Here is a 17816-nt window from a genome sequence, read left to right as displayed (position 1 = left end):
CACAGGAGTCCATCCCATGCGCATCCCCGCTCTCGATCTTCGCCCGCTGGCCTTCGGCCTGGCGCTCGCAGGCGCCGCCTTCGCCGCGCAGGCGCAGGAAAAGGTGGTGTTCGCCACCAACTGGAAGGCGCAGGCCGGCCACGGCGGCTTCTACCAGGCGCTGGTGGACGGCACCTACAAGAAGTACGGCCTCGACGTCGAGATCCAGCAGGGCGGCCCGATGGTCAACAACCGGCCGATGCTGCCGGCCGGCAAGGTCGACTTCCTCATGACGGGCAACCTGCTGCAGTCCTTCGACAACGTGAAGAACGGCGTGCCCACGGTGGTGGTGGCGGCCTTCTTCCAGAAAGACCCGCAGGCCATGTTCGCGCACCCGGGCCAGGGCTTCGACACCTTCAAGGACATGGCCAAGGCGCCCGTGGCCTTCATCGGCAAGGACGGCCAGTTCAGCTTCTGGCAATGGATGAAGTCGGAGCACGGCTTCAAGGATGCGCAGCTCAAGCCCTACACCTTCAACGTCGGCCCGTTCCTGGCCGACAAGAAGTCGATCCAGCAGGGCTATGCGATCTCCGAGCCGCTGTCGATCAAGGCGCAGGCCGGCTTCGACCCGGTGGTGCAGCTCTTGGCCGACAACGGCTTCTCGACCTATGCGACCACGATCGAAACGCGTGCCGACCTCATCAAGAACAAGCCCGAGACCGTGCGCAAGTTCATCGAGGCTTCGATCATCGGCTGGAACAACTACCTCTACGGCGACAACAAAGCCGCCAACGCGCTGATCGCCAAGACCAACCCCGATTCGCCGGTGCCCGCGCTCGAAGGCTCGATCGCGCTGATCAAGAAGATGGGCATCGTCGACAGCGGCGAGTCGCTCACCAAGGGCATCGGCGCCATGGACGAGGCCCGCGTGAAGGACTTCTACGACAAGATGGTCAAGGCCGGCCTCTACAAGCCCGGTGAAGTCGATCTCTCGAAGGTCGTGACGACGCAGTTCGTCAACAAGAGCGTGGGCGTGGACCTGCGCAAGCAGCTCACGGGCAAGTAAGCAACGCCGTCATTTTCCGCGGGCCGCGCGGTGCTTGCGCCGGGGTCAGATGCCGGCGCCTGGGTTGCCATAAGGCACCGCGCGTCCCTTGTTTCCTGGGCTCTGACCCCGTATCGCCAGCAAACGCTGTGCGAACCGGCCCTTCTCATGAAAACGCTCGTCGTTCATTGCCATCCGAATCCTGACAGCTTCAACCACGCGCTCTACCGCACCGCCCTCGCGGCGCTCGAACCCCGGCACCCGGTGCGCGCGATCGACCTCTATGCCGAAGGCTTCGAGCCGACGCTCACGCGCGAAGAGCGCATCGCCTACCTCGACAACCCCGACCTGATCCGTGAACGCGTGAAGCCCCACGTCGAAGCCCTGCTGTGGGCCGAGCACCTGGTGTTCGTCTATCCCACCTGGTTTCATGGACCGCCTTCGATGCTCAAGGGCTGGCTCGAGCGGGTGTGGCTGCCCGGCGTGGCCTTCCTTCCGGCCGAGCGCAAGGGCCAGGTCGTGTCGTCGGGCCTGCGGCACATCCGACGGCTCACGGTGGTGACGACGGGCGGCTCGCCGCGCTGGTTCGTGATGCTGATCGGCGATCCGGGCCGGCGGCTGTTCACGCGGGCGCTGCGGGCGCTGTTCGCATGGCGCTGCAAGGTCACATGGCTGCAGCTGCACGACATGAACGCCGTCACCGAACACGACCGCACGCACTTCATCGAACGCGTTGCGCGCAAGCTGCAACGCATCTGACACCCACACCATCATGAGCCTCGAACGCACCCTCACCGTCCGCGTCGAACGCATCACGCGACAGACGCCCGAGATCCTCGCCTTCGCGCTGGCGCATCCCTGGGGCCGGCCGCTGCCGGACTACGAGGCCGGCGCGCACATCGACGTGCACATGCCCGGCGGCTTCTCGCGCCAGTACTCGCTCGCGCGTGCGCCATCGGGCACCGCCGCGCCGTACCTGATCGGCGTGAAGCGCGAGGCCCAGAGCCGCGGCGGCTCGGCCTCGATGCACGAGCGGGTGCGCGAGGGCGACCTGCTCGCGATCAGTGCGCCGCGCAACACCTTTCCGCTGCGCGAAGCGGCCTTGCACCACCTGCTGCTCGCGGGCGGCATCGGCCTGACCCCGCTGCTCGCGATGGCAGAGGCGCTCGCGGCGCGCGGCGCGCCGTTCACGCTCTGCGTGTTCGCGCGCAGCGAGGAACACCTGGCCTTTGCCGAAGCGCTGCGCGCGCCCGCGCTCGCGCCGCACCTGCGGTTGCACCTCGACCAGGGCGACGCAGCGCAGCGCATCGACCTGCGCGCGCTGCTCGCCGAGCGGGCGCCGGGTGCGCAGCTCTACGTCTGCGGCCCCGGCGGTTTCATGCAGGCGGTGCGCGAGGCGGCCGCGCACTGGCCCGAGGACGCGCTGCATGCCGAGTACTTCGCCGCGCCGGCCGACACCGGCGCCGCCCCGGGCCTGCCGTTCACGCTGAAGCTCGCGCGGCGCGGCATCACCGTGCCGGTGGCGGCCGACCAGACCGCCGTCGATGCGCTGCACGACGTGGGCATCGACATTCCGGTCTCGTGCCAGCAGGGCCTGTGCGGCACCTGCGTGGTGGAAGGCGACGGCACGGCGGCCGAACACCGCGACTTCTGCCTCACGGCCAGCGAGCGCCGCCACAAGGTGGCGCTGTGCTGCTCGCGCGCGAGCGGCACCGAACTGGAATTGCAGCTGTGAGCGAAAGCGGCGACGCGGAAGTCCCCGCCACGCGCGGCCGCTCGCGCAAGTACACGCAGGTGCTCGGCCTCATCAACCAGGCCGCGATCGAGGTCTTCGCGAGCGAAGGGCTCGCGGGCGCCTCGACACAGGCCATTGCCGACAAGGCCGGCCTCTCGAAGGCGCAGCTGCACTACTACATCGAGAGCAAGGAAGCGCTCTACCGGCAGATCCTGCAGGACATCCTCAACGACTGGATCGTGGTGTTCGGCTTTGCCGACGAGGCCTTCGGCCCACGCAAGGTGCTCGGCGACCTGATCCAGCGCAAGATGGTGTTCTCGTTCGAGCATCCGCTGCGCTCGCGCATCTTCACGGCCGAGATGATGCGCGGCGCGCCGGTGTTGGGCGACATGATGGACACGAGCAAGCAGCGCACCGACCAGGCCGCCGCCGTGATTCGCAACTGGATGAACCAGGGGCTGATGGACGAGGCCGACCCGATGTTGGTGCTGTTCCACATCTGGGCCGTGACCCAGTTCTACGCCGACCACGCCACGCAGGCTGCGTACTTCCGCGACACGGCGCAGCAGGGCGATGACAAGGATCGGCGCTACCTGATCGAGCAGGTGACCGACTTCCTGCTGAAGGGCGCCGGCGTCAGGTGATGCGCTGCTGCGACTGGGGCAAATACATGGTGGCTTCCACCTCGACCAGCACCTCGTCGCCCGGCAGGAAGCGCGACACCTCGACCACCGTGCTGACCGGCGGATCGCCCGGATAGAACAGCCCGCGCACGCGGTTGTAGAACGCGTAGTGCGGCAGGTGGCGGAAGTACTGCACCAGCTTGACCACATCTTCCATCGTGCCGCCATGCTCGGCCGCGATCTCGCGGATGCGTTCGAGCACGAACCAGCTCTGCGCCACGATCGGCGCCTCGAAGATGTCGACCGACATCTGGCCCGTGGCATAGCCCAGGCCCTGCAGCGCGGTGCGGCCCTCGTCGGGCAGCGCGTCGTAGCCGGCCACCGCGCGGCGCGTGGCCGGGTCGACCGCCACCACGCCGCTCAGGAACACGAAATCGCCGACGCGCTTGGCGGCGGCATAGTTGGCCATCGGTTTGCCCATGCTCATGGTGTCGTCTCCAGAATGCGACCGGCGCGAATCACGGTGCGCTCGCGCCCACGCGGTCCGATGAGTTCATGCTCGCCCACGGCCGCGAGCAGCACGAGGTCGGCCGGGCAACCCGGCGCGATGCGCCCGTCCCAGGCCAGCCCGAGGGCCCTGGCCGGCGCGACGGTGATCGCGTCGAGCCAGTCTTCGGCAGGCGCGAGGTGCGCCATCTGCACGCCGAGGCCGAAGGTTTCGAGAAGGTCGTAGCTGCCATAGGGATAGAACGCGTCCTGCACGTTGTCGGTGGCCAGGCTCGCACGCAAGCCCCGTGCCGCCGCTTCGCGCAGGCGCGTGATGCCGCGTGGCACCGGCGTGCGGTCCCAGGCGCCCTGCAGGTAGAGGTTGGTGGTCGGCAGCGCGACGATGTGGAGCCCGGCGCCGGCGCACAGTGCGAGCGTCTCCTGCGCCACGGCATCGTCCTGCACCGACAGCGAACAGCAGTGGCCACAGACCACGCCGCCGCCGAAGCCGCGCGCACGCACCAGTTGCGCGATGCTGCGCAGCCCACTCGCATCGGCGTCGAGCCCTTCGTCGACATGGAAGTCGAGCCCCAGCCCGTGCTCCTGCGCCAGATCGAACACGCGGCCCAGCTTGTGCACCAGCCCGTCGTTGCGGTAGACGAAGGCGCCGAGCGTGCCGCCCGCGCGCTTCACCTGCCGGGCGATGCGCTCGCCCGCCTCGGGGTCGGCAAACACGTCGAGCGGCGTGAGCGAGACGAACTGCAGCTCGACCCGGCCGTGCCATTCGGCGCGCAGCGCCTCGAACACCGCGAGCGCGGCCGGCGCCTGGGCCTCGACCCAGTCGATGTGCGTGCGCAGCGCCCGCACGCCCGAACGCCAGGCCTCGTGCAGCGCACGTTCCATGCGCGGGCGCAGCGTCTCGCCGGTCCAGCCCGCGCGGTGGCGGTCCATGCGCGCGATGGCCGCGAACAGGTCGCCCTCGGCCGCGCCGACTTCCTGCACGGTGTAGTTCTTGTCGATGTGCGCATGCGCCTCGACCAACGCGCTCAGCAGCGTGCCGCGCGCGCCGGCCGGGGCCTGCGAAGCGCTCGCGTCGATGGCCTGCACGCGGTCGCCCGCGAGCGTCACATCGAAGAGCTGCACATCCTGATGCGCGTCGAAGCCGCGCAGCCGCGGCGGGATGCGCAACGATTCGAGCTTCATGCGCGCTGTTGCCAGGCGCGCAGCCAGCCGAGCCCGGCCGAGGTGCCGCCGGGTTCGGCGCCGCGCTTCGGACGGTACTCGCAGCCGACCCAGCCCTGCCAGCCGCATTCCGCCGCGACGGTGTCGATCAGCTCGAACAGATAGGGGTAGTTCTGCTCGCCGATGTCGGGCTCGTGGCGCTCGGGCACGCCGGCGATCTGGATGTGGCCCACGCGGCCCGTGGGCAGGTACTTGCGGATCTTCATCGCCACGTCGCCCTCGACGATCTGGCAGTGGTACAGGTCCATCTGCACCTGGAGGTTGGGCGCGCCCACCATGTCGACGATCTCGTGCGCATGGTCCTGGCGGTTCAGGAAGAAGCGCGGGATGTCGCGCGTGTTGATCGGCTCGATCAGCACGTCGCGCCCGGCCTTGGCGGCCTCGGCCGCGGCCCAGCGCAGGTTGTCCACGTACACCGGCTGCACGGCCTCGCGCTCGAGGTCTTCGGGCACGAGGCCCGCCATCACGTGGATGCGCGGGCAGTCGAGCGCCACCGCGTAGTCGATGGCCCGGGCGATGCCCTCGCGGAATTCGGCGTCGCGGCCCGGCAGGCAGGCAAGGCCGCGCTCGCCGTGGTCCCAGTCGCCGGGCGGGCCGTTGAAGAGCACCTGCGCCAGGCCGTTGTGCCGCAGGCGCGCCACGATGTCTTCCTTGGCGAAGGCGTAGGGGAACAGGTATTCGACGGCCTTGAAGCCGTCCTTCGCGGCGGCTTCGAAGCGGTCGAGGAAAGCGAGCTCCGGATAGAGCATCGAGAGGTTGGCGGCGAATTGAGGCATGGCGTGTTTTTACTACGGCCGGCTACCAGCGCGCACCGAAGCTGCGGCGCAGTTCGTCGATCTGTTCGGTACCGAGCGGCGCGGGCCGCGCGGCGCCGGCGAGCAGCTGGAGCCGCGCGGTCTCCTCGAGCTCCTCGAGCACGGCCATGGCGGCGGCCGGCGTGTCGTGCCACACGTTGGGGCCGAGCCGCTCGAGCATCACCGCGCGGATCGGCGTGCCCGCGGCGCCGAAGCGCGCGATGGCCTCGGCCACGCGCTCGGCGGCCTCGGGCGCACCGGGGCGGTGGTAAGGAACGACCGGCACATGGCCGACCTTCATGACGAAATACGGCGTCAGCGCGGGCAGCAGCTCGGCGCCTTCTTCGCCTTGAGACTTGCCGAGTGTGAGCGCCACGCAATGCGTGCTGTGCGTGTGGATCACGCAGGCGGTGCCGGCATCGAAGCGGCGCGCGGCCGCGTAGATGCGCATGTGCAGCGCGATCGTCTTGCTGGCGCGGTCGCCGCCGGTCTGCCGGCCTTCGGCATCGAGCCGGGCCAGCCGGGCCGGATCGAGGAAGCCGAGGCAGGCATCGGTCGGCGTGATCAGAAAGCCATTGTCGTCGGCCAGCCGCACGCTGATGTTGCCGGCCGTGGCATGCACGTAGCCGCGCTCGAACAGACTGCGGCCGACGCGGCAGATTTCCTCGCGGGCGTCGGATTCCGTCATGCCAGCACCGTGAACGCGCGTGTGAAGAAATCGTCCCCGCCGAAGTTGCCCGACTTGAGCGCGATGTGCACCGACGCCCCGTCCGCCACGCCGGTGCGCGCATGGCACCAGGGCACGCCGGGGTCGATCTGCGGGCCGATCTGCATCTGCGCGATGCCGAGCGCCTGCACGCAGGCGCCCGAGGTTTCGCCGCCAGCCACCACGAGCTGGCGCACGTCTTGTTCGACCAGCCCGCGCGCGATCGCCGCGATCGTGCGTTCGACCATCGCACCGGCCTCCTCGACGCCGAGCCGGCCCTGCACCGACTTCACGGCGCCGGCCTCGGCGGTGGAGTAGACGAGCACCGGGCCCTGGCCGACCAACGGTGCGGCCCAGGCCAGCACCTCGGCCGCCACGTCCACGCCCGCGGCGATGCGCAACGGATCGACGGCCATCGCCGCACCGCCGCGCTGGATGAAATCGAGCACCTGCCGATTGGTCGCGAGTGAGCAGCTGCCCGAGACCACGGCGCGCCGCCCGCCCGCAGCCGGCAATGCGCTGGCCTGCGAGGATGGCGCGAGGCCGAAGTTGGCCGGCAGCCCGATCGCCACGCCCGAACCGGCAGTGACCAGCGGCATCTTCGCGAGCGCGGGGCCGAGCCGCAGCAGGTCGTCGTTCGAGACCGCATCGACGATGGCGATCGAGACGCTCTCGGCCTTCAGCGACGCGATGCGTTCCGTGACGGCGTCCGCACCGCGGGCTACCACCGCATGGTCGATGAGCCCCACCTTGCGCGTGCACTGCGCCTGCAGCACGCGCACGAGGTTGGCGTCGGTCATCGGCGTGAGCGGATGGTTCTGCATGCCGCTCTCGCTGAGCAGCACGTCGCCCGCGAACAGGTAGCCCTTGAACACCGTGCGCTTGTTGTCGGGAAAGGCCGGCGTGGCGATGGTGAAGTCGCTGTTCAGCGCGTCCATCAGCGCCTCGGTCACCGGGCCGATGTTGCCTTTGGGCGTGCTGTCGAAGGTGGAGCAGTACTTGAAGTAGATCTGCCGCGCACCCTGCGCCTGCAGCCAGCGCAGCGCCTCGAGCGACTGCACCACGGCCTCGGCCGGCGCGATGGTGCGCGACTTGAGCGCGACCACCACCGCATCGACCTCGGCGTCCAATGGACCGGACGGCACGCCGATGGCCTGCACCACGCGCATGCCCGCGCGCACGAGGTTGTTGGCCAGGTCGGTGGCGCCGGTGAAGTCGTCGGCGATGCAGCCGAGCAGCAGCTTGGCGGCCATCGCTCAGCCCTTCACCGCGAGCTTGACCGCCTGCGCGTTCTCGCGCACGTAGTCGCGCAGGATGGCGTCGAAGCTCGCGTCGGCTGTCAGGCCCAGTGCCTCGGCGCGCGCCGCATGCACGCGGCTCGGCCAGCTGGTGACGATCTTCGCGATGGCCGCGTCGGGTTCCCAGTCGATCAGCGCGGTCGCTTCCTTGCCCGCGATGCGTTCGAGCGCCGCGGCCATTTCGCGCACCGTGGTCGTCAGCGCCGGCAGGTTGACCGCCGTGCGCGCACCCCATTCGGCGGCGCTGGCCGTGGCGGCGCGCACGAGGCCCGCGACCGTGTTGCCGGGCGATGCGAGCGCCACCGCGGTCTCGGGCGGCACCGGGCAGCGCGCGCGCTCGCCCGCGAGCGGCTCGCGCAGCATGCCGCTCAGGAAGCTCGAGGCTGCGCCGTTGGGCCGGCCCGGCCGCACCGACACCGTCATGAGCCGCACATTGCGGCCCTGCACGAAGCCCTTGCGCGCGAAGTCGGCCAGCAACTGCTCGCCGATGAACTTCTGGATGCCGTAGCTGTTCTGCGGCGTGGGCAGCGTCGTGTCCTCGATCACCGCGGGCAGCCGCTGCTCGGGCGAATCGCCGAACACCGCGACCGAGCTGGAGAAGACGAACACCGGCGCGTGGCCCGCGCGGCGGCAGGCGTCGAGCAGCACGCGCGTGGTGTCGAGGTTGCTGCGCATGCCGAGGTCGAAGTCGGCCTCGCATTCGCCGCTCACCGCGGCGGCCAGGTGGAACACGAGCTGCGTGTCGGCGATCGGCAGCGCGCCGCTTTCGGCCTGCTCGAGCAGATCGCCCTGCAGGAACTGCACGCGTGCGTCGGCCGCCAGGTCGACCGGCGGCGGCACGCGGTCGGCCAGGGTGATGCGGGCGATCGGCTGCGCCGCGCCGCCGGCCAGCGCGAGCGGGCCGCCGGCGAGCAGCGTGCGGGCGAGGCGGGCGCCGACAAAGCCGCAGCCGCCGGTGATGAGGATGTTCATGTCGTCGATGTCCTGCAGGTTCGTTGTGTGTGTGTTGGGTGGTTCAGTCGCCGGGCTTTGTCGTGCCCGGCAGCTGGATGCCCGGAAAGATCTTGATGACCGCGCTGTCGTCCTCGCGTGCAAAGCCCGCGGTCGACGCCTGCATGAACATCTGGTGCGCGGTGGACGACAACGGCAGCGGAAACTTGCTTGCGCGGGCCACGTCGAGCACCAGGCCCAGGTCCTTCACGAAGATGTCGACGGCCGACAGCGGCGTGTAGTCGCCCGCGAGCACGTGCGCCATGCGATTCTCGAACATCCAGCTGTTGCCGGCGCTGTGCGTGATGACCTCGTAGAGCGCGGCAGGGTCCACGCCTTCGCGCAGTCCGAGCGCCATGGCCTCGGCCGCCGCGGCGATGTGCACGCCCGCCAGCAGCTGGTTGATGACCTTGACCTTGCTGCCCGCGCCCGCGCGGTCGCCCAGGCGGTAGACCTTGGCGGCCATCGCGTCGAGCAGCGCGCCGGCCTTGGCATAAGCCTCGGGCGTGGCGGCGGTCATCATCGTCATCTCGCCGCTCGCGGCCTTGGCCGCCCCGCCCGAGATGGGCGCGTCGATGTAGAGGATGCCGAGCGCGGCCAGCCGGGCCTCGAGTGCGATCGACCAGCTGGGGTCGACCGTGGAGCACATGACGAACACGCTGCCGGGCTTCATGGCCGCCGCCGCGCCGCCCTTGCCGTCCTCGCCGAAAAGGACCTGTTCGGTCTGCGCCGCGTTGACCACGACGCTGACGATCTGCTCGCAGCATGCCGCCAGCGCGGCCGGTGTGGCATGGGCGGTGCCGCCGTCGGCGGCGAAGGCTTCGGCCACGCCGGGCCTCGCATCGCACACATGGACGTGGTAGCCGGTGCGCCGCAGCGAGGCGGCCATTCCGGCGCCCATGGCGCCGAGGCCTATGACGCCGGCTTGCGGTGAATTCATTGAATGCTCTTTCCTGATGCTCTGTAAATGTTGTTGTTCTCCCTGACATTGCGACCGGGCGGGGCTTACCCGCGGATCAACTGCACCTCTTCGCCGGGCACCGGCGTGTAGCTGCCGCCGCCGCGCTTTTCGATGGCCTCGTAGCCGCCGTGCTTCTCGATGAGCTCGGCCTGCGCGGCCTTGGCTCGGCGATCGGTGGCCTCGGGGTCGAGGCGCCGATGGAGCTCTTGCGACAACGCCGCCAGAACGCCGGCGCAGGCCGGGTCGGCGGCCCGGTCCACGAGCTCTTCGGGGTCCTCGCGCAGGTTGAAAAGCTCGGGGCGAAAGCCGGTGTAGTGAATGTACTTCCAGTCGCCCTTGCGGATCATGTAGCAGGCGCTGATCGAGCCGGCCGCATGGTATTCGCTCAGCACCACCTGCTCGCGCGCCTCGGCCTCGGACTCGCGCATGGCCGCGAACAGCGAACGGCCCGGATGGTCCGCTGGCGCGTGGCTTTCGGGCGGCACGCCGGCGGCTTCCAGGATCGTGGGCCAGAAGTCGACGTGCGAGACCGGCGCGTCGCACTGCTTTCCCGCCCCGATGCCCGGCCCCGCCGCGATCATCGGAATGCCTGCCGATTCCTCGTACATGTTCGACTTGCCCCAGAGCCCGCGCGCGCCCATGTTGTCGCCGTGGTCCGACAGGAAGATCACGCGTGTGTTGTGCTCGAGGCCGGCCGCCGCGAGGGTGTCGAGCACCCGGCCGATCTGGGCGTCGATGTAGCTGCACAGCGCGTAGTACGAGGCAATGGCGATGCGGCGCTGGTGGTCGTCGCGGAAGCTGGCGTCGAAGATGTAGCACCGGTTGAGCGCATCCCACCATGGATGCTCGAAGCCCTCGGGCCGCTTCTTGGGCAGCACGATCGATTCCGGCGGGTACACGTCGTAGTACGCCTGCGGCGCGACCAGCGGCGAGTGCGGCGAGATGAACGAAGTGAAGAGCGTCCAGGGCTTGTCGCGCGGCCGGCAGCCTTCGGTCTGCAGCCATTGGCAGGCCTCGTCGGCGATCTGGCGGTCGTAGCCGGTGTATGTGGTGTCGCCCGGACCGATGCGCACGGCCATGTCCTTCGACTGGTGGCGCACCGGCAACGGCTCGCGCAGCAGGCCGTGCAGGTCGCCCACGCCACCTTCGATGTGCATGGGAATGATCTGCCGGTCGAAGCCGGTGTCGGCTTCTTCGTTCGCATAGTGCAGCTTGCCGATCGACACCACCGGATGGCCGTGCGCCTGCAGCACATGGCCCCAGGCGGGGAACCTGCCCTCGTAGGCGATCGCGTTGTCCCAGTAGCCCGTCTCGTGGACATGCCGGCCTGTCGCGAACACCGCGCGCGCGGGCGTGCAGATGGGCGAGTTGGTGTAGGCGTTGGTGAAGCGCGTGCCGCGCGCGGCCAGACGGTCCAGGTGCGGCGTCTTCACCACCGGATGCCCGTAGCAGCCGAGCATCTTCTTGTTGTGCTCGTCGTCCATGAGGATGAGCAGGTTCATCGGTTCCATCGGTGCGTCCTCGTCAGTTGACGGCAATGCCGGTGCGTTTCGCGACGCCCGCCCATTTGCTGCTGTCGACGGCCACCAGACGTGTCAGGTCTTCCGGGCTGCCGCCCTTGGCGACCGCGCCGATCTTCAGCAGCTGCGCAACCACCTGGGGGTCTTGCAGCACGGTGCCGAGTTCCTTGTTCAGGCGGGCGACCACCGCGTCGGGCGTGCCGGCCGGCGCAAAGAGCGCGAGCCAGTTGTCGGCCTCGAAGCCTGGCAGCCCGGCCTCCATCGCGGTCGGCACGTCGGGCGCCGCCGGAAAGCGCACGGCGGTGGTGACCGCCAGCGCGCGCAGCTTTCCGCCGTTGATCTGCGCCAGCGCGGGCGGCATGCCGGCAAAGAACATGTCGACGTGGCCCGCGAGCACCGCGGTAACGCCGGCCGAGCCGCTCTTGTAGGGAATGTGCGTGATCCGGCTGTCGGTGGCGGCGGTGAACAGCTCCGACGCCAGGTGCTGCGGCCCGCCCTGTCCCGCCGAGGCGTAGTTGAGCTTGCCGGGTTGCGCCCGCGCGAGTGCACCGAGCTCTTGAAGCGTGCGCGCCTTCGAGTCGATTTTCACAACGAGGATGAGCGGCACCGAGGCGACCTGCCCCACGGGCACGAAGCTGGTCACCGGGTCGTAGCTCAGGCCGGCATAGACGCTCTTGGCAATGGCATGCGGCGAGACCGTGCCCAGCGACAGGGTGTAGCCGTCGGGCTGCGCGCGGGCGACGTAGCCTGCGGCCACGGTGCCGGTGGCGCCCGCGCGGTTCTCGACGATCACCGTCTGCCCCAGTTGCTCGCCCAGGCGCGTGCCGATGATGCGGGCGATCAGGTCGGGCGCGCCGCCGGGCTCGCTGCCCACCACGAGCGTGACCGTGCGGGTGGGATAGCCGTCGGCGTGCGCCCCAGGCACAACGCCCGCGAGCAACGCCAGCGAGGCCACGATGCCGATGCAATGCATGGCGAGTTTTCTCTGTGTGTTCATTGAGGGTCTCCCGTTGTCGTTGTGCATGTGCGCGTCAGTCGAGCCGGATGCCGGCGAAATCGGCCACCTTCTTCCAGCGCGCGGTGTCCGCGGCCATGAAAGCGGCGGCCGCCCGCGCATCCAGATGGGTGGGCACCACGCCCTGGCGCAGCATCGCGGCCTGGACCTCGGGGTCCTTGGCGAGGCGTTCGAGCTGCTGCGAGAGCACCGCAAGCACCGGTGCCGGAACGCCCGCCGGCGCGGCCACGCCGAACCAGGAGCCCACGTCGAAGTCGGCCAGGCCGGCCTCCACCATCGTCGGCACCTCGGGCAGCGCCGGGCTGCGCTGGGCGGTAGTCACGGCCAGGGCCTTCACGCGGCCGGCCTGGATCTGGCCGATGGCCGACGGCAGGTTGTCGAACATCATGTCGACCTCGCCCGCAATCAGCCCGGTGATCGCTGCCGCCGCGCCGCGGTACGGAATGTGCGCAACGAAGGTGCCGGTGCTGTTCTTGTAGAGCTCCGCGCTCAGGTGCAGCGAGGTGCCGTTGCCGTTCGAGGCGTAGTTGAGCTTGCCGGGCTGCGCCTTGGCGCGCGCGGTGAGCTCGGCCACCGAGCCGATGCCCGAGGCCGGATTGACCATCAGCACGTTCGGCACCCGGCCGAGCACCGCGATCGGAACGATCTGCGAAGGCTTGTACGGCAGCGAGCGGTAGAGCGCGGGGCTGATGGTCAGCGGCGGCGAAGCCATGAGCAGCGTGTAGCCGTCGGGCGTGGCGCGCGCGCCCTCGGTCGCGCCGATGTTGCCGCCCGCACCGGGCTTGTTGTCGATCACCACGGGCTGGCCCAGCGCCTGGGCAAGGCGCGGCGACAGCAGCCGGGCCATGTTGTCGATCAGTCCGCCAGGCGGGAAAGGCACCACGAGCCGGATGGGCCGGGCCGGCCAGGCCGGCTGCGCGTGCAGCGGCCATGCGGCATGGGCGAGGACGACACCGGCGGCGCCGGCGATGAAGGTTCTGCGGGTCATGAATGCCTTTCTTCGATGGAGGGCGCCTGCGCGGCGCGCAGCAGGAAACCGGTGACGGCCTCGGGCTGGGTCAGCATGAGCAAATGCCCGCCCGGGATGCGCTCGACGGGCCAGCCCGCGGCCTCGGCCCGCGCCACGTGCTGCGCGTAGGGCTGGCCCGCGCGATCGCTGGCAAGCAGGTAGCTGCAGGGAACGCGCATCGCGTCGGGCTGCGCCGCACGCACGGGCTCGGCAAAGGTGCGCAGCGGCTGGTCGCTGAGCCGGCGCGCGACCTCGTCTCGCATCCCGGCATCCTGCAGGCCGAATTGCGCCGGGTCCGGCGGCGGTATGCGCCACCCGTCGCCGCGTTCCGCGGCCAGCCGGCGGTAGCGTTCCGCCGCTTCGGGCAGCACCATGTCGAGCATGGCGCGCCCGGGCTGCGGAACGACGGCCTCGATCCATGCGATGTGCGCCAACCGGGGGCGCAGCCGCTCGTGCAGCGCAGGACCGAGCAGCCCGGCATAGGAATGCAGCGCGAGCACCACATTGCGCAGGTCGAGCGCCTCGACGAGATCGGCGATGTCGTCCACATGGTCGTCGGCGCTGAGGACCGGGCTCAACTCCCCCGACCGGTGCGCCAGTCCGCGCAGCGTCGGCGCGTGGCATGCATGGCCCCGGGCCTGCAGGCGCTCGCTCACGGCGGCCCAGCACCAGCCGCCATGCCAGGCACCGTGGACCAGGACGAAGGTCGCCTGCGTCATCGTTCGCTCACTCGGCGCGATGGGCCATGCCGTCGGGGCCGAAGCCGGCGCCCAGCGCCTTGGCTCTTTCGGCCACCGAGGCGTCCCACATCACGCGCCCCGGCGTCTTGCCGCCGAGCACCGACACCAGCAGCCCGCCGCTGACGGGATCGTCGCCGTCGAGGCTGCGGAATGCGCGGTGCACGAACGGCGGCACGCTAATGGTGTCGCGCGGCCCGAGCGTGGTGGTGTGCACCTCGCCGGTGGCGCCGTCGATCCAGTCGACCTCCCAGCGGCCGGCCTGGACCACGAAGACCTCTTCGGAGTCGTGCCAGTGCATGGCGGCACCCTTGCCCTTGCCGGCAACGATGAAGTCGACGTGGAAGTTCTCGGCGGCCGCGATGCGCGGCCTGAAGTTGGGGTCGTCGGTGACGCCCGAGCCGATCACGCTGTAGAGCGTGCGCTCGTGGCCCGGCACCCAGGTGTCGACGAACGCGCGCGGGCTCGCCGGAATCTCGCCCCAGCGGGCGATGCGCGCCTGCATCTGCGCGGGCGAGCAGGGCTGCGACGGCGCAACGTTGTCGGCCCAGGAATCGATGAGGGTTTGTCGGTCCATGAAATGCTTTCCTTTGGGGACGAAAAGGCGGTCAGCCCTTGACGGCGCCTGCCGTGAGGCCGGTGATGATCTGCTTGGCCGCCATGAAGGTGAAGATCAGCGGCGGCAGTGCGATGAGCACGCCGGCGGCCATGATCTTTCCCCACTCCACGCCGGTGTCGGTGATGTAGTTGGAGATCGACGCGGGCAGCGTGCGGGTGACGCGATTGGTCAGGATGAAGCTCAGGATGAACTCGTTCCATGCCAGGCGGAAGGTGAAGATCGAGGCGGCCGCCAGGCCCGGCTTGAGCAGCGGCAGCACGATCTTCCAGAACACCTTGAACGGCCCGCAGCCGTCGATGGCGGCGGCCTCCTCGAGCTCGATCGGCAACTGGTCGATGAAGCCGTACAGGAGCCAGATGGTGAAGGGTAGGTTCAGCGCCACGTACACCAGCACCACGCCGGACAGCGTGTCGCCAATGCCCCAGGCCGACCAGATCACGAACACCGGCACGGCCAGCACCGCCGGCGGCAGCGTGCGCAGGATCAGCGTGGCGTGGCCGAGCGGATCGCGACCGAGAAAGCGGAAGCGCGCCATCGCATAGGCGCACATCGTGCCGAGCATCAGCGTGATGAGCGTCGAGGCGACCGAGATCTTCAGGCTGTTGAGCAGGTAGCGGTCGATGTGCCCGTCCTCGACCACCGAGCGGTAGTTGTCCATGGTGGGCATGAAGAGCCACGACCACTGGCTGTCGAAGATCTGCGCTTCGGTCTTGAGCGACGCGAGGACCATCATCACCATCGGCATCAGGCACACGAGCGCCAAGACGCCAAGCACGGTGTAGTGCAGCGGCGAGCCGCGCGGCGGGGCGAGTTCTGTGGTGGTGCTCATCGACGGGCCGTGCTCTTCAAGGGATTGGAGATAAGGAGAATCGCCAACGACAGCGCCCCCACAATGACCAGCAGCAGGATCGACAGCGCCGCCGAGTAGCCGAGCTTCTGGCTGATGAACGCCGCCTTGTAGATGTGCAGCGAGAAAAGCTCTGTGCTCAGCCCCGGGCCGCCGAAGGTCATCACGTAGACCACCTCCAGCCCGCGGAAGCCGTCGATCATGCGCATCAGCAGCGTGACGATCAGGATCGGCTTGATGATCGGCAGCTTCACCCGCACGATCTGCTGCCAGGCCGTGGCGCCGTCGATGCGTGCCGCCTCGATGACGCTCGAATCGAGCCCCTGCAGCCCGGCCAGCACCATGATGAGCACGAACGGCGTCCACTGCCAGATGTCGGTCAGCACCATCGCGCCGAAGGCGGTGGCCGGCTCCGCGAGCCAGGCGCGCGGCTCGATGCCGATGGCGTCGAGCCATAGATTAAAGGGCCCGAAGTTGGCATCGAACAGGTAGCGCCAGATCAGGCCGACGCAGATCGGCGCGATCATCATCGGCAGCACGAAGATGGTCCGGAAGAAGCGCATGCCGCGCACCGGCTTCTCCAGGAAGAGCGCCAGCGCCACGCCCAGCACCATTTCGCAGGCGACGGCGATGACCACGAAGGCCAGCGTGATGCCCATCGACGTCCACACCTGCGACGAGCCCAGCATGTCGGTGAAGGCCCTCAGCCCGACCCAGCGGGCCGTCTCCCAGTCGGTGCCCAGCGGCCAGTCGTAGAAGCTCAGCCGCACCGCATCGATGATCGGATAGGCCAGGCCGACCACCATGACCAGCACCGCCGGCAGGATGTAGGCGTAGGGGACGAAGCGGGCGAGGCGCGCGGAATTCATCTCACGCCTTCAGCCAGCCGCCTCTGCGCAACACGCTCTCGGCGTCCTTGACCACCGCATCCAGGGCCTGCTTGGCGGGCTTGCTTCCGGTGATCACGTCGGGCAGCGCCTGGCCGAGGATCTGCTGGCTGATATGGTCCCATTCGGGGATCAGCGGGCGCCAGTCGGGGTTGCAGATCTTCAACGACTCGCGCAGCGCGGGCAGCTCGAGCGGGTACTTGCGCGCGACGTCTGCGTTCTCGGTCGTGCTCACGCGGTTGATGTTTCCGCCGGCCAGCGCGAGCTTCACGTCGGCCTGCTTGCTGGTCATCCATTGCATGAACAGGAACGCGGCTTCCTTGTTGCGCGCGTTCTTGGGAATCGCCATGGCGAAGCCGCCGCTTTGCGCCGAGTGCTGCACGGCCTTGGGGTGCAGCGCGTAGCCGATCTTGCCGGCCACCTTGCTTTTGGCCGGATCCTGCGCCGGACCGAAGACCGACACCGAATCCAGGTAGAAGGCCGCCTGCCCCTGCAGAAACGCGTTCTGCATCTCGCCGAAACCATAGCTCGGGATGCCTGACGGCCCGGTTTCGACGATCTCCCTGAGCACCTCGGCCGCACGCACGCCCGCCGGGTTGTTGAAGGCGGCGCGCCAGTCCTTGTCGAACACCTCGCCGCCATGGGGCGTGAGGTGCATCAGCCAGGCCGCCGTGACCTGATGGCCGGTCTGGCCGCGCGAGGTCAGGCCGCCGATGCCTTCCTTGTCCTTGATGACGTGGCAGGCCTTGAGCAGCTCTTCATAGGTCTTGGGCACCGCGAGCTTGTGCTTCTCGAGGATGTCGGCGCGGTAGCCGAGCACGCCGGTCTCGGCACCGAACGGAATGCCGTAGGGGCGGGCGCCGGGGCCCGGCAGGTACATCTTCGGGCCGCCGACGAGGGCGTTGGTGTCCCAGTATTTCGGGATGATGTCCTTCTGGTCCCAGGCCGGATCGGCCAGCGCGGCGTTGTTGAAGTAGGGGTCGAGCGGCTCGAGCAGGTCCTTCTTGACGTACTCGGTCTTCCACATCACGACGTAGACGATCACGTCGTAGTCGCCGTTGCCGCGCTTGCCCATCTCGAGCACCTGCTTGTCCTTCATGCGCAGGTACTGCATCTTGTCGCGCTCGACCTTGATGCCGGTCTCCTTCGTGAACTCGGCGAACAGCTTTTCGGCCTGGTCGTAGTGCGGATGGGCCGGGTAGTTGACGACGATCGTCTGGCCCTTGTACTTGGCGTAGCGGTTCTGTGCGAGGGCATGGACCCAGGGTCCGAGCGCGGCGCCGGCGGCGGCGCCCTGGATCAGTTGACGGCGTTTCATGGTGT

The 17816-nt window shown here is 69.1% G+C and carries 19 protein-coding genes; 4 read left to right on the top strand and 15 right to left on the bottom strand.

Going from position 1 to position 17816, the window contains the following annotated elements:
- The first annotated feature begins 16 nt into the window (after window positions 1-16).
- The 4 genes from AC3A6J_RS15720 to AC3A6J_RS15705 all read left to right on the top strand — a co-directional run bounded on the left by AC3A6J_RS15720 (window position 17) and on the right by AC3A6J_RS15705 (window position 3403).
- The gene (locus AC3A6J_RS15720) at window positions 17-1045 is read left to right on the top strand and encodes an ABC transporter substrate-binding protein (protein ID WP_487860896.1); all 1029 of its coding nucleotides are present in this window, start codon (window positions 17-19) and stop codon (window positions 1043-1045) included.
- Window positions 1046-1192: 147 nt separating this feature from the next.
- Window positions 1193-1783 carry an NAD(P)H-dependent oxidoreductase gene (locus AC3A6J_RS15715; RefSeq protein WP_487860895.1) on the top strand — a complete coding sequence of 197 codons (591 nt, stop codon included), beginning with the start codon at window positions 1193-1195 and terminating at the stop codon, window positions 1781-1783.
- Between the two features lie 13 nt (window positions 1784-1796).
- Complete coding sequence (locus AC3A6J_RS15710) at window positions 1797-2759, top strand: PDR/VanB family oxidoreductase (protein WP_487860894.1); 963 nt, start codon at window positions 1797-1799, stop codon at window positions 2757-2759.
- Window positions 2756-3403 carry a TetR family transcriptional regulator C-terminal domain-containing protein gene (locus AC3A6J_RS15705; protein WP_487860893.1) on the top strand — a complete coding sequence of 216 codons (648 nt, stop codon included), beginning with the start codon at window positions 2756-2758 and terminating at the stop codon, window positions 3401-3403. Before AC3A6J_RS15710 ends, AC3A6J_RS15705 begins: the two co-directional genes overlap by 4 nt.
- Here the strand turns inward: AC3A6J_RS15705 and AC3A6J_RS15700 are convergent.
- From AC3A6J_RS15700 to AC3A6J_RS15630, 15 genes are all read right to left on the bottom strand, one after another.
- Window positions 3396-3869 (bottom strand): RidA family protein, encoded by a 474-nt coding sequence (locus AC3A6J_RS15700; protein ID WP_487860892.1) that lies wholly within the window; start codon window positions 3867-3869, stop codon window positions 3396-3398. The genes AC3A6J_RS15705 and AC3A6J_RS15700 overlap by 8 nt on opposite strands.
- Complete coding sequence (locus AC3A6J_RS15695; protein WP_487860891.1) at window positions 3866-5071, bottom strand: amidohydrolase family protein; 1206 nt, start codon at window positions 5069-5071, stop codon at window positions 3866-3868. The genes AC3A6J_RS15700 and AC3A6J_RS15695 overlap by 4 nt, the downstream gene beginning before the upstream one ends.
- Window positions 5068-5886: a 2-oxo-tetronate isomerase gene (gene otnI, locus AC3A6J_RS15690; protein ID WP_487860890.1), complete on the bottom strand. Its 819-nt coding sequence runs from the start codon at window positions 5884-5886 to the stop codon at window positions 5068-5070. Before otnI ends, AC3A6J_RS15695 begins: the two co-directional genes overlap by 4 nt.
- Before the next feature lie 22 nt (window positions 5887-5908).
- Window positions 5909-6592: a class II aldolase/adducin family protein gene (locus AC3A6J_RS15685; protein ID WP_487860889.1), complete on the bottom strand. Its 684-nt coding sequence runs from the start codon at window positions 6590-6592 to the stop codon at window positions 5909-5911.
- Window positions 6589-7863 carry a 3-oxo-tetronate kinase gene (gene otnK / locus AC3A6J_RS15680; RefSeq protein WP_487860888.1) on the bottom strand — a complete coding sequence of 425 codons (1275 nt, stop codon included), beginning with the start codon at window positions 7861-7863 and terminating at the stop codon, window positions 6589-6591. The genes AC3A6J_RS15685 and otnK overlap by 4 nt, the downstream gene beginning before the upstream one ends.
- 3 nt (window positions 7864-7866) lie before the next feature.
- Complete coding sequence (gene denD, locus AC3A6J_RS15675) at window positions 7867-8880, bottom strand: D-erythronate dehydrogenase (protein ID WP_487860887.1); 1014 nt, start codon at window positions 8878-8880, stop codon at window positions 7867-7869.
- A gap of 43 nt (window positions 8881-8923) precedes the next feature.
- A complete protein-coding gene (gene ltnD / locus AC3A6J_RS15670; protein WP_487860886.1) occupies window positions 8924-9838 on the bottom strand; it encodes an L-threonate dehydrogenase in 915 nt (304 codons plus the stop codon).
- A gap of 65 nt (window positions 9839-9903) precedes the next feature.
- Complete coding sequence (locus AC3A6J_RS15665; RefSeq protein ID WP_487860885.1) at window positions 9904-11370, bottom strand: sulfatase family protein; 1467 nt, start codon at window positions 11368-11370, stop codon at window positions 9904-9906.
- A 13-nt stretch (window positions 11371-11383) separates the two neighbouring features.
- A complete protein-coding gene (locus tag AC3A6J_RS15660; RefSeq protein WP_487860884.1) occupies window positions 11384-12376 on the bottom strand; it encodes a Bug family tripartite tricarboxylate transporter substrate binding protein in 993 nt (330 codons plus the stop codon).
- 34 nt (window positions 12377-12410) lie between these two features.
- The gene (locus AC3A6J_RS15655) at window positions 12411-13382 is read right to left on the bottom strand and encodes a Bug family tripartite tricarboxylate transporter substrate binding protein (RefSeq protein ID WP_487860883.1); all 972 of its coding nucleotides are present in this window, start codon (window positions 13380-13382) and stop codon (window positions 12411-12413) included.
- The gene (locus tag AC3A6J_RS15650; RefSeq protein WP_487860882.1) at window positions 13379-14122 is read right to left on the bottom strand and encodes an alpha/beta fold hydrolase; all 744 of its coding nucleotides are present in this window, start codon (window positions 14120-14122) and stop codon (window positions 13379-13381) included. The genes AC3A6J_RS15655 and AC3A6J_RS15650 overlap by 4 nt, the downstream gene beginning before the upstream one ends.
- 7 nt (window positions 14123-14129) lie before the next feature.
- Window positions 14130-14717 carry a cupin domain-containing protein gene (locus AC3A6J_RS15645; protein WP_487860881.1) on the bottom strand — a complete coding sequence of 196 codons (588 nt, stop codon included), beginning with the start codon at window positions 14715-14717 and terminating at the stop codon, window positions 14130-14132.
- A 31-nt stretch (window positions 14718-14748) separates the two neighbouring features.
- Entirely contained in the window at window positions 14749-15588 is an 840-nt protein-coding gene (locus AC3A6J_RS15640; RefSeq protein WP_487860880.1) for a carbohydrate ABC transporter permease, read from the bottom strand.
- Window positions 15585-16475: a carbohydrate ABC transporter permease gene (locus AC3A6J_RS15635; protein WP_487860879.1), complete on the bottom strand. Its 891-nt coding sequence runs from the start codon at window positions 16473-16475 to the stop codon at window positions 15585-15587. Before AC3A6J_RS15635 ends, AC3A6J_RS15640 begins: the two co-directional genes overlap by 4 nt.
- A 1-nt stretch (window position 16476) precedes the next feature.
- Window positions 16477-17811: an ABC transporter substrate-binding protein gene (locus AC3A6J_RS15630; protein ID WP_487860878.1), complete on the bottom strand. Its 1335-nt coding sequence runs from the start codon at window positions 17809-17811 to the stop codon at window positions 16477-16479.
- Window positions 17812-17816: the final 5 nt, after the last annotated feature.

The organism is Variovorax sp. Soil_C_39, from assembly GCF_057656815.1.
Note: the sequence above shows the minus strand (reverse complement) of the source record. Positions and strands in the feature narration are given on the sequence as shown.